The 21221-nt window shown below is 63.3% G+C and carries 21 protein-coding genes; 10 read left to right on the top strand and 11 right to left on the bottom strand.

What is annotated here, in order from left to right; genetic code table 11:
- The first annotated feature begins 7 nt into the window (after positions 1-7).
- Positions 8-787 (top strand): enoyl-CoA hydratase, encoded by a 780-nt coding sequence (locus NCS03_RS25105; RefSeq protein ID WP_008347695.1) that lies wholly within the window; start codon positions 8-10, stop codon positions 785-787.
- A 3-nt stretch (positions 788-790) separates the two neighbouring features.
- Here the strand turns inward: NCS03_RS25105 and NCS03_RS25100 are convergent, their stop codons facing one another.
- Positions 791-1180, bottom strand: coding sequence for a DUF779 domain-containing protein (locus tag NCS03_RS25100; protein WP_250522245.1), 390 nt, complete (start codon positions 1178-1180; stop codon positions 791-793).
- A gap of 56 nt (positions 1181-1236) precedes the next feature.
- Positions 1237-2757: an aldehyde dehydrogenase gene (adh, locus tag NCS03_RS25095; protein ID WP_008347691.1), complete on the bottom strand. Its 1521-nt coding sequence runs from the start codon at positions 2755-2757 to the stop codon at positions 1237-1239.
- Between the two features lie 551 nt (positions 2758-3308).
- Here adh and NCS03_RS25090 point away from each other — a divergent pair.
- Together NCS03_RS25090 and NCS03_RS25085 are read left to right on the top strand one after the other, a co-directional pair.
- Positions 3309-4706 carry an L-lactate MFS transporter gene (locus tag NCS03_RS25090; RefSeq protein ID WP_008347689.1) on the top strand — a complete coding sequence of 466 codons (1398 nt, stop codon included), beginning with the start codon at positions 3309-3311 and terminating at the stop codon, positions 4704-4706.
- A 21-nt stretch (positions 4707-4727) separates the two neighbouring features.
- Positions 4728-4865 (top strand): MFS transporter small subunit, encoded by a 138-nt coding sequence (locus NCS03_RS25085; protein ID WP_008347687.1) that lies wholly within the window; start codon positions 4728-4730, stop codon positions 4863-4865.
- Between the two features lie 162 nt (positions 4866-5027).
- Here the strand turns inward: NCS03_RS25085 and NCS03_RS25080 are convergent, their stop codons facing one another.
- A complete protein-coding gene (locus tag NCS03_RS25080; protein WP_250437175.1) occupies positions 5028-5171 on the bottom strand; it encodes a type II toxin-antitoxin system ParD family antitoxin in 144 nt (47 codons plus the stop codon).
- Positions 5172-5554: 383 nt separating this feature from the next.
- Here NCS03_RS25080 and NCS03_RS25075 point away from each other — a divergent pair, with 383 nt between their 5' ends.
- On the top strand, positions 5555-5860 hold the full coding sequence (locus NCS03_RS25075; protein ID WP_250457178.1) for a high-potential iron-sulfur protein: 306 nt from the start codon (positions 5555-5557) through the stop codon (positions 5858-5860).
- A gap of 7 nt (positions 5861-5867) precedes the next feature.
- Here the strand turns inward: NCS03_RS25075 and NCS03_RS25070 are convergent, their stop codons facing one another.
- Positions 5868-6353 (bottom strand): DUF4019 domain-containing protein, encoded by a 486-nt coding sequence (locus NCS03_RS25070; protein WP_250530026.1) that lies wholly within the window; start codon positions 6351-6353, stop codon positions 5868-5870.
- 173 nt (positions 6354-6526) lie between these two features.
- On the opposite strand from NCS03_RS25070, the gene NCS03_RS25065 reads away from it, so the two are divergent.
- On the top strand, positions 6527-7399 hold the full coding sequence (locus tag NCS03_RS25065) for an endonuclease/exonuclease/phosphatase family protein (RefSeq protein ID WP_250530025.1): 873 nt from the start codon (positions 6527-6529) through the stop codon (positions 7397-7399).
- Here NCS03_RS25065 and NCS03_RS25060 read toward each other — a convergent pair.
- The 3 genes from NCS03_RS25060 to NCS03_RS25050 all read right to left on the bottom strand — a co-directional run bounded on the left by NCS03_RS25060 (position 7396) and on the right by NCS03_RS25050 (position 10658).
- Positions 7396-8463: a M14 family metallopeptidase gene (locus NCS03_RS25060; protein WP_250530024.1), complete on the bottom strand. Its 1068-nt coding sequence runs from the start codon at positions 8461-8463 to the stop codon at positions 7396-7398. The genes NCS03_RS25065 and NCS03_RS25060 overlap by 4 nt on opposite strands.
- Positions 8464-8472: 9 nt before the next feature.
- A complete protein-coding gene (locus NCS03_RS25055) occupies positions 8473-9666 on the bottom strand; it encodes a M20 aminoacylase family protein (RefSeq protein WP_250530023.1) in 1194 nt (397 codons plus the stop codon).
- Between the two features lie 95 nt (positions 9667-9761).
- A complete protein-coding gene (locus tag NCS03_RS25050) occupies positions 9762-10658 on the bottom strand; it encodes a LysR substrate-binding domain-containing protein (protein ID WP_250530022.1) in 897 nt (298 codons plus the stop codon).
- Positions 10659-10838: 180 nt separating this feature from the next.
- On the opposite strand from NCS03_RS25050, the gene NCS03_RS25045 reads away from it, so the two are divergent.
- From NCS03_RS25045 to NCS03_RS25025, 5 genes are all read left to right on the top strand, one after another.
- Positions 10839-12155: an MFS transporter gene (locus NCS03_RS25045; RefSeq protein WP_008347670.1), complete on the top strand. Its 1317-nt coding sequence runs from the start codon at positions 10839-10841 to the stop codon at positions 12153-12155.
- A 555-nt stretch (positions 12156-12710) separates the two neighbouring features.
- Positions 12711-13271 (top strand): (2Fe-2S)-binding protein, encoded by a 561-nt coding sequence (locus NCS03_RS25040; protein WP_033536177.1) that lies wholly within the window; start codon positions 12711-12713, stop codon positions 13269-13271.
- A 10-nt stretch (positions 13272-13281) separates the two neighbouring features.
- Entirely contained in the window at positions 13282-14289 is a 1008-nt protein-coding gene (locus NCS03_RS25035) for an FAD binding domain-containing protein (protein WP_284504446.1), read from the top strand.
- Between the two features lie 10 nt (positions 14290-14299).
- A complete protein-coding gene (locus tag NCS03_RS25030) occupies positions 14300-16531 on the top strand; it encodes a xanthine dehydrogenase family protein molybdopterin-binding subunit (RefSeq protein WP_008347664.1) in 2232 nt (743 codons plus the stop codon).
- Positions 16532-16780: 249 nt separating this feature from the next.
- Positions 16781-18958, top strand: coding sequence for a malate synthase G (locus NCS03_RS25025; RefSeq protein WP_250440863.1), 2178 nt, complete (start codon positions 16781-16783; stop codon positions 18956-18958).
- Positions 18959-19000: 42 nt separating this feature from the next.
- Here the strand turns inward: NCS03_RS25025 and NCS03_RS25020 are convergent, their stop codons facing one another.
- The 4 genes from NCS03_RS25020 to NCS03_RS25005 all read right to left on the bottom strand — a co-directional run bounded on the left by NCS03_RS25020 (position 19001) and on the right by NCS03_RS25005 (position 21218).
- Positions 19001-19186, bottom strand: a complete 186-nt coding sequence (locus tag NCS03_RS25020; RefSeq protein WP_008347661.1) for a 4-oxalocrotonate tautomerase — start codon at positions 19184-19186, stop codon at positions 19001-19003.
- 27 nt (positions 19187-19213) lie between these two features.
- Positions 19214-19990, bottom strand: a complete 777-nt coding sequence (locus NCS03_RS25015) for a class II aldolase/adducin family protein (protein ID WP_250530021.1) — start codon at positions 19988-19990, stop codon at positions 19214-19216.
- Positions 19968-20879, bottom strand: coding sequence for an urea transporter (locus NCS03_RS25010; RefSeq protein ID WP_250530020.1), 912 nt, complete (start codon positions 20877-20879; stop codon positions 19968-19970). Before NCS03_RS25010 ends, NCS03_RS25015 begins: the two co-directional genes overlap by 23 nt.
- A gap of 132 nt (positions 20880-21011) precedes the next feature.
- A complete protein-coding gene (locus tag NCS03_RS25005; RefSeq protein ID WP_008347655.1) occupies positions 21012-21218 on the bottom strand; it encodes a hypothetical protein in 207 nt (68 codons plus the stop codon).
- Positions 21219-21221 lie beyond the last annotated feature (3 nt).

Raw genomic sequence — 21221 nt, 5'->3', positions numbered from 1 at the left:
CACGACAATGAGCGAACTCGTTCTGATCGAACGCGATGCGTATGACATCAAGGGTGCCGTCAGGCTCACGCTGAATCGGCCCGATGCGTTCAATGCCTTATCTGAATCGATGCTCGAAGCGCTCGAACGCGCATTGAAGGACATCGCCGAATCAGATGCGCGCGTGGTCGTGCTCGCAGGAGAAGGCCGCGCGTTTTGCGCCGGGCACGATCTCAAAGAGATGCGTGCGGAGCCCGCGCTCGATTATTATCGCGAGCTCTTCGCGCACTGCTCGCGCATCATGCTGACGATCCAGCGCATGCCGCAGCCCGTTATCGCGCGCGTGCAAGGCATCGCGACGGCGGCGGGTTGTCAGCTCGTCGCGATGTGCGATCTCGCGGTCGCATCGAGCGAAGCGCGTTTCGCGGTATCGGGCGTGAATCTCGGGCTCTTTTGCGCGACGCCGAGCGTGGCGCTGTCTCGCAACGTATCGCGCAAGGCCGCGTTCGAAATGCTCGTCACCGGCGAGTTCATCGATGCGGCCACCGCGCGCGAACGCGGCCTCGTGAATCGCGTCGCATCGCCTGGCGAACTCGACGATACCGTGCGCACGCTCGCCGCGACCATCGCCGCCAAGCCGCGCGAAGCGGTCGCGGCGGGCAAGGGCTTGTTCTATCGGCAACTCGAAACCGGCATCGAAGCGGCATACGCGCTCGCATCGGAAACGATGGCCTGCAACATGATGCACGACGCCACGCTCGAAGGCACGCAAGCCTTCATCGAAAAGCGCGCGCCGCGCTGGAAATGACGCTCAGCTCACGTGCTCGACCGGATGCCTGTCGAGCCACGCGTTCTCTTCGTCGCTGTACAGACGCGAGCGCGTAAGAAAGCGCAAACCGCTCGGGCGTTCCAGCGAAAACATGCCGCCATTGCCCGGCACGGCATCGATGATGAGCTGCGTATGCTGCCAGTACTCGTACTGCGATTCGGTCATGTAGAACGGCACGCCGCCGATCGAGCCGAGTTTCACGTCCGAGCCGCCGACCATGAATTCGCTGACTGGAAAGCACATCGGCGCGCTGCCGTCGCAGCATCCGCCGGATTGATGAAACAGCACCTCGCCATGCTCGGCCTTGAGCCTTTCGATCAAGTCGATGGCGGCGGGCGTCGCGGTCACGCGCTGCACTTCCTGTTCGCTCATGATGTCCCCGTCGGTTTGATCGGCCGCCGCGGGAAGCAGCGGCGGCCTCACCCGCTTTAGAAGAAGCCGAGCGGCTTGTCGCTATAGCTGACGAGCATGTTCTTCGTCTGCTGATAGTGGTCGAGCATCATCTTGTGATTCTCACGGCCGATGCCCGATTGCTTGTAACCGCCGAACGCCGCGTGCGCCGGATAGGCGTGATAACAGTTGGTCCACACGCGTCCCGCCTGAATCGCGCGGCCGAAGCGATACGCCCGCGTGCCGTCGCGCGTCCACACGCCCGCGCCGAGACCGTACAGCGTGTCGTTCGCGATCTCGAGCGCTTCTTCCTCGGTCTTGAACGTCGTCACCGAAAGCACCGGCCCGAAGATTTCCTCCTGAAAGATACGCATCTTGTTGTGGCCTTTGAAGACCGTCGGCTTGACGTAATAGCCGTTCTTCAGTTCGCCGTCGAAGGTGTTGCGCTCGCCGCCGGAGAGGCACTGCGCGCCTTCCTGCTTGCCGAGATCGATGTACGACAGGATCTTCTCCAGTTGCTCCTGCGAAGCCTGCGCGCCGATCATCGTCTTCGTATCGAGCGGATGGCCCTGCGCGATCGCCGCGACGCGCTTGAGCGCACGTTCCATGAAGCGCTCGTAAATCGATTCCTGCACGAGCGCGCGCGACGGGCACGTACACACTTCGCCCTGATTCAGCGCGAACATCGTGAAGCCTTCGAGCGCCTTGTCGAAGAAGCTGTCGTCGGCGTTGAGCACGTCTTCGAAGAAGATGTTCGGGCTCTTGCCGCCCAGTTCCAGCGTCACCGGAATGAGGTTCTGGCTCGCGTACTGCATGATGAGTCGGCCCGTCGTGGTCTCGCCGGTGAAAGCGATCTTCGCGATGCGCTTGTTCGATGCGAGGGGCTTGCCCGCTTCCAGACCGAAGCCGTTGACGACATTGAGCACGCCCGGCGGCAAGATGTCTTCGATGATTTCGAGCAGCACGAGAATCGACGCGGGCGTCTGCTCGGCCGGCTTCAGCACGACGCAGTTGCCGGCCGCGAGCGCGGGCGCGAGCTTCCACACGGCCATCAGGATCGGGAAATTCCACGGAATGATTTGCCCGACGACGCCAAGCGGCTCGTGGAAGTGATACGCGACCGTATCGTGATCGATCTCCGAAATGCCGCCTTCCTGCGAACGCGCGGCGCTCGCGAAATAGCGGAAGTGATCGATCGCGAGCGGAATGTCCGCGGCCATCGTCTCGCGCAGCGGCTTGCCGTTATCGATCGATTCGGCCAGCGCGAGACGCGACAGGTTCTGCTCCATGCGATCGGCGAGCTTCAGCAGCAGATTCGCGCGATCGGTGACGGAGGTTCTGCCCCACGACGTCTTCGCTGCGTGCGCGGCGTCGAGCGCGGCTTCGATGTCGGCTTCGCGCGAACGCGGAATCGACGTGAACGGCTCGCCGGTGATCGGCGAGATGTTGTCGAAATACTCACCGCCCGCCGGCGGCACCCACTTGCCACCGATGAAGTTGCCGTACTGCTTCTTGTACGGATATTCGGTGCTCAGGAACTGCATCTCCGCGTGATTCATTCTATGTGCTCCTCGCATGTCGACGTGAACGGGCCGGCACTGCCGATGTCCGGCGCCGGTCGCTTCTGTTTGCGAGTTCCATGCCATCGCGCGCGGCACGATGCGAGGCCCGCGCGAGCCGCATCGTCATGCGGTTTCGCGGCACATCGTCAGGGTTTGTACGAGGGCGATGGGACCTGTTCACATTCAGAACACCTGCCCCGCTCTGTAGCGATGCGGTACAGCGGCATCGACGGACGTCATCGCCTCCGCAATGCGCGCGGAGCGTGGCGCAAACCACAGACACGCTGCGGGCAAACGCTTATGGCACGAGTGTTCATATTGCAAAGGGCATCGCAGTTGTCTATGGTCATGCCCAACCGTGGCAAAGCGTCGCATCTATATGTGGTTCCATCGCATGTGAGCGGCGCGGAATGGCCTTGCGAGCGCGCGATGCGGACCGTATCGCCGAGCGCATGACCACGGCGGGCTGCTGTCCGGCGACCCCGGACGGCACGTCAAAGTAAACGATGTGCGCGCACGTGCATGCATGACGCGCCACGGAGACCACAATGAACAGCACAATCAATCAAGGGGCCGCCCACGGCCCGACAAATTTCTTTTCCAAGGAGGCGACCATCGCCCGGCCCGGATTCTCGCGCTGGATGGTGCCGCCCGCCGCGCTGGCTGTTCATCTGTGCATCGGGCAGGCATATGCGTTCTCGGTGTTCAATGCGCCGCTCACGAAGGTTATCGGTATCACGAAGTCCGCGCCGGATGACTGGTCGCTGACCACGCTCGGCTGGATTTTCTCGCTCGCGATCGTGTTTCTGGGCTTGTCGGCGGCATTCGCGGGCAAGTGGCTGGAAAAAGTCGGCCCGCGCCGCACGATGTTCACCGCGGCCTGCTGCTTCGGCGGCGGCTTTCTCGTCTCGGCGCTCGGCGTCTATCTGCATCAGATCTGGCTGCTGTATCTCGGCTATGGCGTGATCGGCGGCATCGGGCTCGGGCTCGGCTATGTGTCGCCGGTTTCGACGCTGATACGCTGGTTTCCGGACCGTCGCGGCATGGCGACCGGCATGGCGATCATGGGCTTCGGCGGCGGCGCGATGATCGCGGCGCCCGGCTCCGTCGCGCTGATGAACCACTTCAAGAGCGCGACGAGCTCGGGCGTTGCCGAGACGTTCCTCGTGCTCGGCGTGCTCTATTTCATCTCGATGACGATCGGCGCGCTCGCGATCCGCATCCCGCCGGCGGACTGGAAGCCGGCTGGCTGGACGCCGCCCGCGACGTCCAACAAGATGATCACGAAGAACCACGTGCATATCGATCAGGCGCTGAAGACGCCGCAGTTCTATCTGTTGTGGCTCGTGCTGTTCCTGAACGTGACGGCCGGCATCGGCGTGCTCGGCCAGGCGTCGGTGATGATTCAGGAAAGCTTCAAGGCGTCGATCACGGCGGGCGCGGCGGCGGGCTTCGTCGGGCTGCTGTCGCTCTTCAACATGGGCGGGCGATTCGCGTGGGCGTCGGCGTCGGACTGGATCGGCCGCAAGAATACGTACTTCGTGTTCTTCACGCTCGGCGCGGTGCTGTATTTCCTTGTGCCGCAATTCGCGGGCTCCGGCAATATCGCGCTTTTCGTGTTGGCGTACGGCATCATCCTTTCGATGTACGGCGGCGGCTTCGCGACGATTCCCGCGTATCTCGCCGACATGTTCGGCACGGCTTTCGTCGGCGGCATTCACGGCCGGCTTCTCACCGCGTGGGCGGCGGCGGGCGTCGCGGGTCCGGTGCTCGTCAACTACGTGCGCGCGTTCCAGGTTTCGCACGGCGTCGTGGGCGCAGAGGCGTACACGATGACGCTGCATATCATGGCGGCGCTGCTGGTGATCGGCTTCGTCTGCAATCTGCTCGTCTCGCGCGTGCATGAGAAGCATCACATGAACACGTCGGCGCAGACCGCAATCTAGGAATCAACGAGGAGATCCGCGATGAATGACCGCATCGAAACTCAGCAAGTGCATCCGTCGAACAAGGGGTTGCTCCTGGTGTTCTGGGCCTACGTGCTGATTCCGCTCGCATGGGGCGTGACCAATACGCTCTCGCAGGCCGTCAAGCTGTTCCAGTAATTCTGTAGGTGAAGTCCACGCGCGCCGGATGGCCGATGTTTGAATCGGCTCACGGCGCGCGTTTTGTTTCTTGACGTCAATGCTATTCGGCTTCGCCGAGATGAGCGGGCAAATCCATCTGCTGATGGCGCACGCGCACGATCTGAATCGATACGCAACGCTTCACCGAGCGGACTTGCGCTTGCGAGCGATGAAGGCATCGAAATCCAGCGGCTTGGCGGGGCCGGAGCGCTCGCCGGCTTCGAGCGCCGAGCGCAACGCATCGAGCTTCGCTTCCTGTTCGCCAGCGACGGGGACGTCGTGCACCGATGCTTCCGGAATGCTCAGTGCCCGCGATCCTCCACCTTGTTCAAGCTGCGGCGCGCGAGGACGCTCATGAAAAGCGTGCCGCACACAAGCGCTGCCATATAAACGCCGGCCATCATCCAGTCGAGTTCACTCACGGTTGTTCTCCTTCGAATTGATCCGCGGCCGGGGCGCCGCAGGGGTGATCCACACGATTGCAACTACGTTCTGGCTGATTTACGGCACGCGCCCGCAAAGGTTTAGCGCGATGCAATGAACGACGTTGGCGGCGCGATGACCGAGGAAACCGACCGCTCGTTCGATTCGCCAACGTGGGCGTATCGTTCGACTAGCGCCCGAGAGCGCGCGACGACATCCCACATACGAACAACCGGTCCACGACAATGAACACGTCCCGCCGCAACTTCATGGTTGTCAGCATCGGCGCGGGCACGGCGCTATGGCTCTCGCGAGCACGCGCCGATGCGCCGCACTTAAGCGAATCCGATCCGGCGGCGGTCGCCGTCGGCTATAAGGAGAACGCCGCGAAAGTGGACAAAGCGAAGTACCCGAACTTCGCGGCCGATCAGACCTGCGCGAACTGCTCGCTGTATCAGGGCAAAGCGAGCGATGCCTGGGGCGGTTGCACGCTCTTCGGCGACAAGCTGGTAGCCGGCAAAGGATGGTGCGCGTCGTGGACGAACATGTGACGCGGCTTCAGCGCACCGAATAGCCGACGAAACGCCAGATCTTGTCCGAGTCGAGAATGAAGGTCACCATTTCTCGCGACGACTGACTCGCCTGGCCGAACTGAGTGTCGAAGAGAATGTTGATGTACGCGCCCGCGGGCATGTTGCCCGTGCCGTCATAACGGTAGTGCTTGACGCCCATCGGCATGCGCAGTCCCGGCGCGCCGAGCGGCGAACGGTCGCGCGCGACCTTCTTCATGAAGTCGTCGCGGGAAATGATCTGCTTTGCGATGGGCGAGGCTTGGTCCCACACGTCGCCCGCCCGGTTTTGATCGATCAACGCGATGATCTGCGACGCAACCTGCGCGATGTCCTGATCCTGTTTGTCGAGCGCGGCCTGCTGCTCCTTCGTGAGCGAACGAGTCGCCGAAGATTGAGTTTCCTGAGCGTGGCACGCAATGCTGCTCGATATCAGCAGGAACGCAGCCAGCGAAAAACGGATGCTTGCTTTCATGATTCGGACGACGTGAGGTTCTTTGGCGCCGATTGTATCGCCGCCCACGCTGCCTACGGTAAGAAATACTTATTTTCAGAATTTGGCAGTTCCGGCGTCCGTTGCCGGGCAAGCACACGCCTTGCTGCCGGAATAGCGAACGTCAACATCCGACGCTACCGTCGAGGTTCACCATGCGACTCGTCGACTGGAACATCCAATGGGGACGCGGCGTGGATGGCCGCGTCGATCTCGCGCGCATCGTCGCCGAGGCGAAAGCCCTGCACGACTTCGACGTGCTCTGTCTGCAGGAAGTGACGCGCGGCTTTCACGAAAGCGAGCAGGCCGGCGGACTCAAAGGCGGCCCCGGCGCCGACCAGTTCGCCGAGCTCGAAGCGCTGATTCCCGGCGCGACGGTCATCGACGGAATCGGCTCCGATCTTCCGCCAGTCGGTGCGGGCATCGCGCGCCGTCAGTTCGGCAACGCGATCGTGAGCCGTCTGCCGGTGCGCCAGGTGTTGCGCCATTCGCTGCCGTGGCCTGCCGATCCCGCGAAGCCGTCGATGCTTCGCGTCGCGCTCGAAGCCGTCATCGAGACCGACGTCGGACCGTTGCGCATCGTCAGCACGCATCTCGAGTTCTATTCGGAGAAGCAACGTCTCGCGCAAGTCGCGCGTCTGCGCGAGCTTCACGCCGAAGCGTGCGCGCACGAGCGTCAGCCCGCGAAGGCCGAGAGTCAGGCGAGCCCGTTCGCCGATACCGCGCGGCCCGCGTCCGCGATCGTCTGCGGCGACTTCAACAGCGCGTTCGATGGATCGGCGTATCGCGCGATGCTCGAACCGATTGCCGATGCGCCCGTGTTCGTCGATGCATGGACTTGCGCGCATCCGAACGAGCCGCGCGCGGCCACCGTCGGCCTGTACGATCGCGACCAGTGGCCCGATGGCCCGTTCGCATGCGACTTCATCTTCGTGAGCGAAGACCTGAAGGCGCGCATCGCCGGATGCGAAGCGGATCAGTCGAGCCGTTCATCGGATCATCAGCCGATGTGGCTCGAACTGCATTAAGCGCCCTCTTCGCGCGACAACCCGTATAGCGCCTGCAACACGGCAGCGCGCGCCTGACCCGCGATCATGCCGCGCCAGATATCGTCGTCGATGTAGAAGGCCGCGCGAATCTGGCGGCGAATGCCGGCTTTCAATGCGTCGGGCGCATCGGGATGATGACGCACCCAGACGTCCGCGCGCAGCATGTCGAGCATGTCGGTGAGCGGCACCGTCCCGTACTCGATCGCGATCGATGCGATCGCCGCATGGGCGCACGTCTGCCGCAACGTATCGAGCAACGGACCGGCTACATCGGCCGCGATCGACGTGCCATCCGACGGACTCGTCACGTCCGCGCCCCACCAGCGCCGCGCACGCGCGACATCGCCGACGCATATCTTCGCGCCGAAGCCGCTCGGCCCGAGTCCCGTATGAAAATCGATCCAGCCGATCGCCGTGCACGTCTCGCCGTATTCCGCGAGCAGATTGCGCATGGTGCGCGTGCTCCACGCCGTTTCCGCGCCGCCATAGAACATGCCTTGCGCATGCGTGTACTGACCGGTTGTGACCGCTTGCTGATAAGCCCATTGTCCATGCCTGCCGATATACGCGCGAATCGCCGCGATATTCGCTTCGTCGGGCGGCCAGCTCGTCGGAATCAGCAAGTCGTGCAGTTCCGCGTAGCCGGGATTCTGCGGCAACGGCGCATCGAAATTCACGCTGTTGCGATTCAGATCGACATTGCCCTCCGTCGTGCGGCTCAGATAGGAAAAGCCATACGGATTGATCGCATGAACGAGCAGCATTGCGACGCCGAGCTTGTCCATCAACGCCGGCAATACTTCGTCGCGCATCAACGCGATCTGCGCGCCCGAGCCGCAAAAGCCTTCGACGCCGTGCGTGCCGGACGTGAGCACGAGCAGGCGCTTTGCATCTTTGGGACCGATGCGAACGACATCGGTTGCGAGCGTCTCGCCTTCCAGACCATCGAAGCCTTCGAGCACGCGCGTATCGACAGCGAGTTTTCGCGCGGCGGCGGTATCGAGAAATCTCTGGCGTGCTTCGCGATACGTCGATGAAAACATGTCGCCTCCTCAGACGCGTGCGAGAAACTTCTCGACGAGCCGCACCCAATACGTCGAGCCTAGCGTGAGTACATCGTCGTTGAAATCGTAGCTGCTGTTATGCAGCATGCAGGGTCCGATTCCGTGACCGTGATCGCGATGCGCGCCCAGTCCATTGCCGATATACGCATAGCAACCGGGACGCTCCATCAGCATGTACGAGAAGTCCTCCGCGCCCATCGTCGGATCGACGTTCGTGTTCACTTTGTCCGCGCCGGCGACATCGCGCATCATGCCGAGTGCGAAGTCCGTTTCCGCTTGTGTGTTCACCGTCGGCGGATAGTTGCGTACGAAACTGACTTCGGCCTTGCAGCGATACGCGGCCGCCGTCGCCGCGACGATTTCCTTCATGCGCGTCTCGATGAGATCGAGCACGTCGACGGAAAACGTGCGAACGGTCCCCGCGAGCGTCGCGGTCGTCGGGATCGCGTTGACCGCGTGGCCTGCCTGCATGCGCGTGATCGAAAGCACGGCGGCGTCGATCGGCCGCTTGTTGCGCGTCACGATGCTCTGCAGGCCCGTGCCGATCTGCAGCGCGGTGAACACGGGATCGACGCCATCGTGCGGAATCGCCGCATGCGCGCCCACGCCTTCGATACGAATCTCGAACTCGTTGCTCGATGCCTGCGTCGCGCCGACGCGCGCACCGAATCCGCCCGCCGGCATGCCCGGCCAGTTGTGCAGCGCGAACACGGCATCGACCGGAAAGCGCTCGAACAAGCCATCTTCGATCATCGCTTTCGCGCCGCCGCCGCCTTCTTCGGCAGGCTGAAAGATGAAGACGACGGTGCCGTCGAAGTCGCGATGCTTCGCGAGATATTGCGCCGCGCCGAGCAGCATCGCGGTGTGTCCGTCGTGACCGCACGCATGCATCTTGTTCTCGTGGCGCGATGCGTGCGCGAACGTGTTCAGCTCGGGAATGGGCAACGCGTCCATGTCGGCGCGCAGGCCGATCGCACGTTTGCTCGCGCCTTTCCTCAACACGCCGACGACGCCCGTCTTGCCGAGTCCGCACGTCACTTCGATATCCCAGCTTTCGAGCTTCCGAGCGACGAGCTCCGCCGTGCGCGCTTCTTCATAGCAGAGTTCGGGATGCGCGTGGATATCGCGGCGAATGGCCTGAATCTCGTCGCGCGACTGCGCGATCTCGGGAATGATCGACATGCTTTCCTCTTGCGTTGTTGAGTGACCGAAGCATTGTCGATGGCCGCAATTCACAGGGAAAGCTGATATTCCTTGTCCGTGACTTAAGGAAATCTTTAGCTTTCACTCGGCTCGATCGCGCCGTGCGAACGCATCCGTATGCGTTCCTGCACGATGCTCATCACCGCGTGACGATCGTGGATCTTGCGCTCCAGCATGCCGACGACACGGCGCGGCGTGTTCTTCGCAAGCGATATCACGCGCAATGCGGGATCGCTCGCCCACGAGCCGTATTCGAGCAACGGCACGACCGAGACGCCCGCATCCTGCCGCACGAGCTCGACGATCACTTCGAGGGAATTGAGTTCGAGGAACTCGTTCACCGCGAGGCGATTGTGCTTCAACGCGCGATCGATCAGCGCGCCGGTGCGCTGCGCGCGATCGAAGCGCAGAAACGGACGGCTCGCCAGCATCTCGGCGGCATTCGCGGCCACGGCGCCCGGCGAACCGATCGCGACGAGCGGTTCCGAATAGAGCGGCGTCCAGTTGAGGCTCGCCGGCGTCTTGCCCGCCATCTCGACGATCACCGCCGCATCGATCTCGCCCGCCTCGACTTGCGGCGCGAGCGCGAGCGCCTTGCCGGTGAAGAGCCGCACATCGAGCCGTGGATACTGACCTTTCAATTCGGTGACGACGGCCGCGAGCGCGCCCATCGCCGAATCGACCGCGCCGATGGAAACCGATCCGGCGATTTCATCATCGAGACCGGTGAGACGCATGCTGTCGTACAGCGCGACGATGCGCTCCGCTTGCGGCAACACCTGCTTGCCGATGCTCGTCAGCCGGTTCGTGCGCCCGACGCGATCGAACAGCGGCCGCTTCAGATCGTCTTCGAGCGACTGCATCTGCATGCTGACGGCGGCCTGCGTGAGCGCGACTTTTTCCGCGGCGGCGGCGAAAGAACCGTAACGCGCGACAGCGATAAACGTGCGCAAAAAGCGGATATTGCTCATCGTGCGTGAGGGTTATCCCGGATCGTTCGATCAGGTTTGCTTGTGTGTCAGTTCAGAAATTCTATATTTTCTTATTTCAACTCGGCGTAATGTTTGCGTGTTGCAGCGGCTCGCTCCGTTCGAAGCGAGTCATCCGAGAAGCGGATGTCGTCAACGAGAAAACCTCATGGAGTACATTCGATGAGCACCGTACTACCTGCAGCGCACGCGGCCGAACAAAACGCCGCATCGAATCTTTCCGGCCGACGAGCGATCGTCGTGTCGACCATCGGCAACGCGCTCGAATGGTTCGACTTCATGGTTTACGGCTTCTTCGCCGTCATCATCGCCAAGCTGTACTTTCCCGCAACGAATCCCACTATTTCACTGCTCGCGACTTGGGCGACTTTCGGCGTCGGCTTTCTGACGCGTCCGCTCGGCGGCATCGTCTTGGGCGCGGTCGCGGATCGCGTCGGACGCAAATCAGCGCTCACGCTCACGATTTCGCTGATGGCGGTCGGCATCGCGATCATCGCGTTCGCGCCGACTTATGCGGCAATCGGCATCGCCGCGCCCTTGCTGATGCTGCTCGGCCGCCTGATTCAGGGCTTCTCCGCAGGCGGCGAAGTCGGCTGCGCGACGGCGTTTCTCGTCGAATACGCGCCCGCCAACAAGCGCGGTTATTTCGGCAGCTTCCAGATGGTCGCGCAGGCCGCCGCGAGTCTCGCCGGCTCGTTTTTCGGCGCCGTGCTCACGCGCACGCTGAGTCCCGAACATCTGAATAGCTGGGGCTGGCGCATTCCGTTCGTGATCGGTCTTCTGATCGTGCCCGTCGGCCTGTATCTGCGCTCGAAGCTCGATGAATCGCCGGTCTTCGTCGAGAAGGCGCAAAAGAACGAACTGAGCACACGCCCGATCCGCGATACCGCCACGAAACACTGGATGTCCGTGCTCGCTGGCTTCGGCCTGACGGTGTTCGGCACCATCGGCACGTACATCTTCCTGCTGTATCTGCCGACGCACGCCACGCGCGTGCTGCACATGGCGCTCACCGACGGCCTCATCAGCTCGACGATCGGCGCGCTCGTCTATCTCGTCTGCTGTCCGATATTCGGCCGGCTCTCGGACCGTATCGGCCGCAAGAAGCTGATGGCGACCGCGCTCACGCTGTCGCTCGTCACCGCATATCCGATCTTCGCCGTGCTCACCGCGCATCCGAGCCTGCCGATGCTGATCGTGTGTCAGGCGCTTTTGATGACTTATCTCGGCATCTTTCAGGGCTGCTATCCCGCGTTCATCTCCGAGTTGCTTCCTTCGAGCGTGCGTTCGACCGGCATCTCGGTGAGCTACAACGTCGCGGTGATGATCTTCGGCGGCTTCGCGCCCGCGATCGTGCAATGGCTCACGATGACCACGGGCGATCCGCTGTCGATCTGCTACTACGTGATCTTCGGCAGCGCGGTCGCGCTCGTGACGATCTTCCCGCTGCGCGACCGATACAGCGAGGCGCTGCGGTAAGTTCGCTGCATCCCGTTCCCAAAGGAAGGAGAATGGACGGCCCGCATGGAAGTCGCGCACGCTTAAGTCTGATTTAAGGAAGCGCGCTTAATCTGAAGTCTGACCGACCCACCCTCCTTCCGGCCGCGCAAGCGGCCATTTTTTTTGGAGCGACGCGATGCAGATGATTCTCCGCATGATCGTGATCCTCGTCGTGCTCGTTCTCTTCACGACGGTCGGCGTGTCCATCCTTTCCGTTTTCGCGCGCGGCCTGATTTCGCACTGAAGGCTTTCATCGGCTGCGGGCATGCTTCGTGCCCCTTCAGAATCTCGCGGCCCGCGCGGGCTTTCGATCGAGAAAGTTTCGCGGCGGATGCCTATACTGGCTGAGTGTCGTCTTTCGCCGCATTGCCGGCGCACGAAAGTCCTGCGCCGCCGCGCAGACCCTTTTCGCCGCCGTTCCTCCGCGCCACCGGCGCGCGACACGCTTCGCCGCATCTTCGCCTCTCTCATGTTCCGCCGCTTCATCGCCGCATTCGTGCAGCAGCTTGCTGCGCAATTCCAGGAGATTGCCCGATGCCACAACGTCCCATCCCCCAATCGAAAACCACGCACGCCGATACACCGAACAAGACGCTTCAAGCCGCACCCGCAGGCGACTCGACCGTCAGCTTCACCATGACCGTCAACGGCCGCAGCGAAACGCTTTCCCTCGACCCCCGCACCACGCTTTTAGATGCATTGCGCGAGCATCTTCATTTGACCGGCACGAAGAAAGGCTGCGATCACGGCCAATGCGGCGCATGCACCGTTCATGTGAACGGACGCCGCGTGAACTCGTGTCTGTGCTTCGCCGCCGCGTGCGAGGGCGACACCGTCACGACCATCGAAGGCATCGGCGAAATCGAGGCACTGCATCCGTTGCAGGCCGCGTTCGTCGAATGCGACGGCTATCAGTGCGGCTACTGCACGGCCGGCCAGTTGATGTCGGCGGTCGCGCTGCTCGATGAACCGATCGGCCCGAGCGACGACGACGTGCGCGAAGCGATGAGCGGCAACCTGTGCCGCTGCGGCGCGTATCAGAACATCGTCAGCGCGATCCAGTCGGTACGCGCGAACAAGCCGTCGTCGAAATAAGGAGAGCGACATGGATATGTTCCAGCTCTCTCGCGCGCGCGACATGCGCGACGCGATCAATGCGGGCGCGCTCGCGCATACCGCGCAGCAAGGCGCCGAAGTGCGCTTTCTCGCGGGCGGCACGACGCTGCTCGATCTGATGAAGCTCAACGTCGAGCGGCCGATGCGCGTCGTCGATATCAGCCGTTTGCCGCTCGACAAGATCGAGGAAACGAAGGACGGCGGCGTGCGTATCGGCGCGACTTCGCGCAACTCCGATCTCGCGCATCATCCGCTGATCCGCGATCGTTATGCGGTGCTGTCGCAAGCGGTGCTCGCGGGCGCGTCGGTGCAGTTGCGCAACATGGCGACGACGGGCGGCAACATCCTGCAGCGCACGCGTTGCGTGTACTTCCGCGATACGACCTCGCCGTGCAACAAGCGCGAGCCCGGCAGCGGCTGCTCCGCGATTCAGGGCTTCAATCGCATGATGGCGATCATGGGCACGAGCGAATCGTGCATCGCGAGCAATCCGTCGGACATGTGCGTCGCGTTGCAGGCGCTCGAAGCGACGATCCACGTCGAAGGCACGGGCGGCAAGCGCGCGATCCCCATCGACGAGTTCTTCCTGTTGCCGGGCACGACGCCCGATCGCGAGAACGTGCTCGATGCCGGCGATCTCGTCACGCATGTCACGTTGCCGCCGCCGGCCGACGGCGCGCGCTCGGCTTATCTGAAGCTGCGCGATCGCGCATCGTACGAGTTCGCGCTGGCGTCGGCGGGTGTCGTGATCGGCGTGAAGGACGGGCGCATCGAGCATGCGCGCGTCGCGCTCGGCGGCGTCGGCACGAAGCCGTGGCGCTCGCGCGAAGCGGAGAAGGAGCTGATGAACGCGACGCCCGATGAAGCCACGTTCAAACGCGCTGCCGATGCTGCGCTCGCCGATGCGAAGCCGCAAAGCGAGAACGGCTTCAAGGTCGAGTTGTCGAAGCGCTGCATCGTTCATACGCTCAAGCTCGTTACCACGCAAACTTCCTGAGGATCGCGACATGTCCACGGCGCCCGATATCAAACCGTCCGCATTCATCGGACGGCCTCAGTCGCGCATCGACGGACCGCTGAAGGTTTGCGGCCGCGCGACCTATACGACCGACGTCGATCTGCCCGGCATGCTCCATGCCGTGCCGGTCGGCAGCACCATCGCGAGCGGCAGGATCACGTCGCTCGAATTCGCCGCCGCGCAAGCGATGCCCGGCGTGAAGCTGATTCTTCATCGCGGCAATATCGGCCGCTTCTATCGCATCGCCGGCAACTCGATCGATACCGGCTACGTCGATGAAAACCGTCCGCCTTTCGAAGACGACATCATTCGCTATTACGGGCAGTATGTCGCGCTCGTCGTTGCGGAGACGTTCGAAGCGGCAAGCGCCGCGGCTGCCGCGGTCAAGGTCAGTTACGACAAGACGCCGCACGATGTGAGCGCAAAGCTCGATGCCGGCGACAAGCTCGACACGCACAGCGAACGCGGCGATCCCGACAAGGCGTTCGACGATGCGCCCGTGAAGATCGATGAAACGTACGTGACGCCCGTCGAAACGCATAATCCGATCGAGCTGCACGCGACCATCGCGCACTGGAACGGCGAGAGCTACACCTTCTACGAAACGAGCCAGGCGGTCGCGAATCATCAGGGCACGCTGATGCAGATGATGGGCCTGCCGAAAGAGAAAGTGCGCGTGATTTCGCGCTATCTCGGCTCGGGCTTCGGCGGCAAGCTGTGGATGTGGCCGCATTCGCTGCTCGCCGCGGCCGCGACGCGCCAACTGGAGCGCCCGGTCAAGCTCGTGCTCTCGCGCAAGATGATGTTCCAGAACGTCGGGCACAGGCCGACCACGCAGCAGCGCGTGCGGCTCGCCGCGACGCAGGACGGCAAGCTCGTGTCGCTACGGCATGACTTCGTGAATCACGCGGCCATCGCCGACGATTACACGGAAGATTGCGGCGAAGCGACGCCTTCGATGTACAGCACGCCCAATCTGCGCGTGACGGGCGGCACGGTGAAACGCAATGTCGGCTCGCCGACGTCGATGCGCGGACCCGGCGCGGTGCCCGGCCTCTTCGCGCTCGAATCGGCGATGGACGAGCTGGCCATTGCGTTGAAGATGGATCCGGTCGAACTGCGCCTGCGCAACGAGCCCGAAGTGGATGAAAGCAGCGGCTTGCCGTTTTCGTCGCGGCATTTCGTCGAATGCCTGAAGACCGGTGCGGAGAAATTCGGCTGGTCGAAGCGCACGCCGGACGTAGGCTCGATGAAGCGCGACGGCCTCACGCTCGGCTGGGGCGTGGGCGCGTGCAGTTGGCCGGGGCTGCGCTTCTCGGCGGACGCGACGGTCGATCTTCGTGCGGACGGCACCGCGCGCGTCGCGTGCGGCACGCAGGATATCGGCACGGGCACGTACACGATCCTCGCGCAGATCGTCGCGGAACATACGGGCATCCCGCTCGACAAGATCGAAGTCGGCCTCGGCGATACGGCGCTGCCGCTCGGTCCTGTTTCGGGCGGATCGGCGGCGACGGCATCGGTGATTCCGGCGGTATCGGATGCGGTGCGCGAGGCGATCAAGACGCTGCTGGCGCGCGCCGCGAAGATCGAGGGATCGCCATTCGCGGGCGCGAAGGCCGACGAGCTTGCGATGAGCAACGGACATGTGCATCGCAAGAACGAAGCGCCGGAAAGCGGCGTGCCGTTCGCGCGCATTCTCGACGCGGCGAAACTGCATGCGGCATCGGGCAGCGGCAGCGCGAAAGGCGGCTTCGACGATCCGCTCAAGAAGGACTGGTCGATCCATTCGTATGGCGCGCATTTCGCCGAGGTGACGTGGGAGCCGGCGACCGCGCGTCTGCGCGTGAGCCGCGTCGTGACCGTGATCGATGCGGGCAAGATCCTGAATCCGCGCGCGGGGCGTAATCAGATCGAAGGCGCGGTCGTGATGGGCGTCGGCATGGCGCTTTTCGAGCACACGGTATACGACGAGCGAAGCGGCGCGCCGGTGAACAGCAGCCTCGCGGATTACGTCGTCGCGACCAATGCCGACACGCCGAAGATGGACGTCACGTTTCTCGATTATCCCGATACGGTCTTCAACGAACTGGGCGCGCGCGGCATCGCGGAGATCGGGCTGGCGGGCATCGCGGCGGCGATTACGGGTGCCGTGTATCACGCGACGGGCGTGCGTGTGCGAAAGCTGCCGGTGATGATCGAGGATTTGTTGAAGGCGTAGCGTCGGTCTCGTCGCGCTGTTCGAGCGGCCCGGTTTTTCGCGCGGTTTGTTTGCGCGAGGCCGGGCCGATGCACTGAGAACGCTATCCGTCGACGGCTACCCCGCCCTCACGGGACGCTAAACGGGCGGCCCGTCCAGGCACGCGCATTGCACCTCCCCCACGCTTCGCCCCTCCCCCAAGACGCGCTACCATAGGCACCAGCCCATTCCCCAAACCCCTGTGTAGCAGCCATCTCAGCCGGAGTGCCCATGAACGACATGATCAAACAACACGGCCTGCAGGTCGACGCGAATCTCGCGAAGTTCGTCGACGAAGAAGCCATCCCCGGCACGGGCGTCGATAGCGCGTCCTTCTGGAAGGGATTCGATGCCATCGTTCACGATCTCGCGCCGAAGAACCGCGCACTGCTCGCCGAACGCGACCGCCTCCAGACCGAGCTCGACAACTGGCATCGCAGCAACCCCGGCCCCGTGCGCGATCTACGCGCCTATCGCAAGTTTCTCGAAGAGATCGGCTATATCGTGCCCGCGCCCGCGCATGTGAAGGCCAGCACCGCCAATGTCGATCGCGAAATCGCCGAGCAGGCCGGCCCGCAACTCGTCGTGCCGCTGTCGAATCTGCGCTATGCGCTCAACGCGGCCAACGCGCGTTGGGGCAGCCTCTACGATGCGCTCTACGGCACCGATGCCATCGACGAAAACGACGGCGCCGAGCGCGCGGCGCAGTTCAATCCGAAGCGCGGCGCGAAAGTGATCGCCTATGCGCGCGCGTTCCTCGACGACAACGCCCCGCTCGATCACGGCTCGCACGCCGACGCGACCAAATACAGCGTCGAGCAAGGCAAGCTCGTCGTCACGCTGAAGGACGGCGGCAAGACCGGCCTTGCGAACGCCGAGCAGTTCGCGGGCTTTCAGGGCGACGCGAAAGAGCCGTCCGCGATTCTGCTCAAGCACAACGACCTGCACTTCGAGATTCAGATCGACGCGGACAACTTCATCGGCAAGACCGATGCGGCGCACGTGAAGGATGTGCTGATGGAAGCGGCCGTGAGCACGATCATCGATTGCGAAGATTCGGTCGCGGCCGTCGATGCCGCCGACAAGACGCAGCTCTATCGCAACTGGCTCGGCCTGATGCAAGGCAATCTCGCCGAGCAGGTCACGAAGAACGGCAAGACCTTCACGCGCGCGATGAACCCGGACCGCGAGTACGCCGCGCCGAACGGCGGAACCGTCAAGCTGCACGGACGTTCGCTGCTGTTCGTGCGCAACGTCGGCCATCTGATGACGAATCCCGCGGTGCTCGACCGAGATGGCAACGAGATTCCCGAAGGCATCCTCGATGCGGTGATGACCGTGCTCGGCTCGATGCACGATCTCAAGAACAAGATGAACTCGCGCACGGGGTCGATCTATATCGTGAAGCCGAAGATGCACGGCCCCGCCGAAGTGGCGTTCGCGGACGAGCTCTTCACGCGCGTCGAAGACCTGCTCGGCCTGCCGCGTCACACGATCAAGATGGGCATCATGGACGAAGAGCGACGCACGAGCGTGAACCTCAAGGCGTGTATCGCGGCGGCGGGCGCGCGCGTCGCATTCATCAATACGGGCTTCCTCGACCGCACCGGCGACGAAATGCATTCGTCGATGGAAGCCGGCCCGATGATGCGCAAGGGCGACATGAAGTCCTCTAAGTGGATTGCCGCGTACGAACGCAGCAATGTGCTCGTCGGCCTGAACACCGGCTTGCGCGGTCGCGCGCAGATCGGCAAGGGCATGTGGGCGATGCCCGATCTGATGCACGCGATGCTCGAACAGAAGATCGCGCATCCGAAGGCAGGCGCCAACACCGCATGGGTGCCCTCGCCCACCGCGGCCACGCTGCACGCGCTGCACTATCACATGGTCGACGTGCAACAGGTTCAGCAGGAACTCGAAAGCGTCGACTACGAAAGTCAGAAGAACGAGTTGCTCGATGGCTTGCTGACGATTCCCGTCGTCGACAAGCCGTCATGGTCGGAAGACGACATCAGGAACGAAATCGAAAACAACGCGCAGGGCATTCTGGGTTATGTGGTGCGCTGGGTCGATCAGGGCGTCGGTTGCTCGAAGGTGCCGGACATTCACGATGTCGGCCTGATGGAAGACCGCGCGACGCTGCGCATTTCGAGCCAGCATATCGCGAACTGGCTGCGTCACGGCATCGTCACGGAAGAGCAGGTTCGCGCGACGCTCGAACGCATGGCCGCCGTCGTCGACAAGCAGAATGAAGCCGATCCGTACTATCGCCCGATGTCGCCCGCGTTCGACAGTTCGTTCGCATTCAAGGCCGCGTGCGCGCTCGTCTTCGAAGGACGCACGCAACCGAGCGGCTATACGGAACCGCTGCTGCACAAGTTCCGTCTCGCCGCGAAGGAATCGATGTAACGGTCAAAGCGCGCGCACGAATCGGCGTGCGCGCGCTGTCTTTCACTGCTCCGACCAGAGTTTGCCCGCGGTCGCCCAGTTCTCGCGTTTCACGTCCGTCAGAATGATGTCCACCGAGCCCGGCTCGCAGCCGAGCGTTTCGCACGTCGTGCGCGTGATCGCTTCGACGAACTTGCGCTTCTCTTCCACCGTGCGGCCTTCGAACAGTTGAATGTTGAATGTCGGCATTGCGTTGATCTCCTTTTGAAAGCGGTATTAGTCGCGATACGACGCGTCGATGCGATCGAGCTTGCGCAATAGCGCCGGCCATTCGAGCGCGCCTTCGACGGCGTCATCGTCATGCAGTTGCGCCGCGGTGCGCGTGACGACTTCCGGCGTCGGCACGATCATCTTGCCCACGCCCGCAAGCGCGCGAAGCTGAATATCGCATGCCTTGACGAGCATATCCATCAGCACATAAGCCTCGGCGATCGTGCGCCCGAGCGTGAGCGGTCCATGATTGCGCAGCAACATCGCACGATGCGCGCCGAGACTTTTTACGAGCCGCTCGCCTTCCGCCGGCGAGAACGCGAGCCCTTCGTAATCGTGATACGCGAGATGTCCATGAAAGCGCATCGCGTGTTGCGATGCGGGCAGCAGGCCGTGCGGTTGCGTCGATACCGCGATCGCCTCGCGCACGTGAAGATGCATCACGCACACGGCGTCCTCCCGCGCGGCATGGACGGCGCCGTGCAGCGTGAAGCCCGTCGCGTTCACCGGATGCGCGCGCTCGCCGATCACGTTGCCGTCGATATCGATCTTCACGAGATTGCTCGCCGTGACTTCATCGAACGAAAGCCCGAACGGATTGATGAGAAAGCGCCCCGGCTCGCCCGGCACGCTCGCGGAAATGTGCGTGTAGACGACATCGTCCCAGCCGTTGAGCGCGACCAGCCGATACGCGGCCGCGAGATCGACGCGCGTGGCCTGTTCGGCTGCCGATCGCGGCCCGCTTTCCGCGATCCTGCGCTCAGGCGTGTGGGTGAACGACATGCGAGTCTCCTTGTTTGGATGATCCGGACAGACGCCGCTCGAGCAGAATCACCGCCCAGGAGGCAAGCACGAACGGCGCGGTCAACGCAGCGATGCCGATGCAATCGATCAGGCGCTCGATCAGCACCGCCGCGACGATCGCGACGAGCGCATAACGCGTGCCGAGCTTCGCGGCCGCGAGCGCCGCAAGCGCCGCATTGAAGCCGCACGCGCCCGAGAGCACGACGGCATCGCTTGCACCGCCGAGTGCGTGCAACATGGCGCCGAGCGCACTGCCCGCGAGCGCCCAGCCCGCCTGCGCGGGCCGCGACGCGAACAATCCCGCCGCGATCAGCGCGCCGGCGAGCGCGCCGGTCGCGAAGGTGATCGGCGCGAGACCCGCGAACGCGGCCTGAAGCATTGGAATGAAACCGGCGGCGACTTGGGGAATCGCGCCCGTGTCGCCGCGCTCGGTCAAAAGCGGCAGCCAGCACCACGTCACGATGATGGCGGGGCTGGAGAAGATCGGCAACCGGTAGCGCGAGAGCACGCGCGAAAGCACGTTGGCGAGGAAAGTGGCGAACATCGCCGCGACGATCGCGACGGCCGCGGCGCGCGATGCATCGTCGAGAAACGTGAATGCGGCGAGCGCCGCGAGCGCGCCGTTGAAACCGTAGAGATCGTCGCGGAACGCGGGTGCGTCGTCGTTTTCGACGATCACGCTGATGACATTGCCCGTCAGCGTGCCGATCAGAAGGCCGCACGCGAGGCGCGGACTCGCGCTCAGCACCGCGAGGAACAGCAGCGCGCCGGTCGCGGCGTTGCGCTGAAGGACGATCTGTCCCATCGCGCGAGCGAAGCTGCGGAGTTGATCGCCGAAGGCGGCGTTCGATTGGAGAGCGGTGGACATGCTGGACGGCGACGGCATGGAAAGCCGCCAGCATAAAGCAGCCGGCGCACGCCGTGCGGCGGCGGGCCGAATAACCTGTATGTGGCTTGACGCAGAAGGCGCGACGAGTGTCGCGCCGGGTAAAACCGAAACTTAGTTGAACGCCATCGGGACGAGCGGCGTCGAATCGCCTACACCCGGGTTCGCCAAAGACAGATCGGCGCTGATCTTCACGATCTCCGTGACGTTTTCGCGGAAATTCGGATGTTTTTCCCAGGTGATGTAGCTGGCGTCCATGACAGCGGAAAGCGTAAGCAAGGCGAAAGCGATTTTTTCGAGCACTTCGTAGCGGCGGCGCATGAT

This window comes from Caballeronia sp. ATUFL_F1_KS4A, from assembly GCF_023630905.1.
GTDB classification, from domain to species: domain Bacteria; phylum Pseudomonadota; class Gammaproteobacteria; order Burkholderiales; family Burkholderiaceae; genus Caballeronia; species Caballeronia zhejiangensis.
This window is presented reverse-complemented; position numbering and strand designations above follow the sequence as displayed.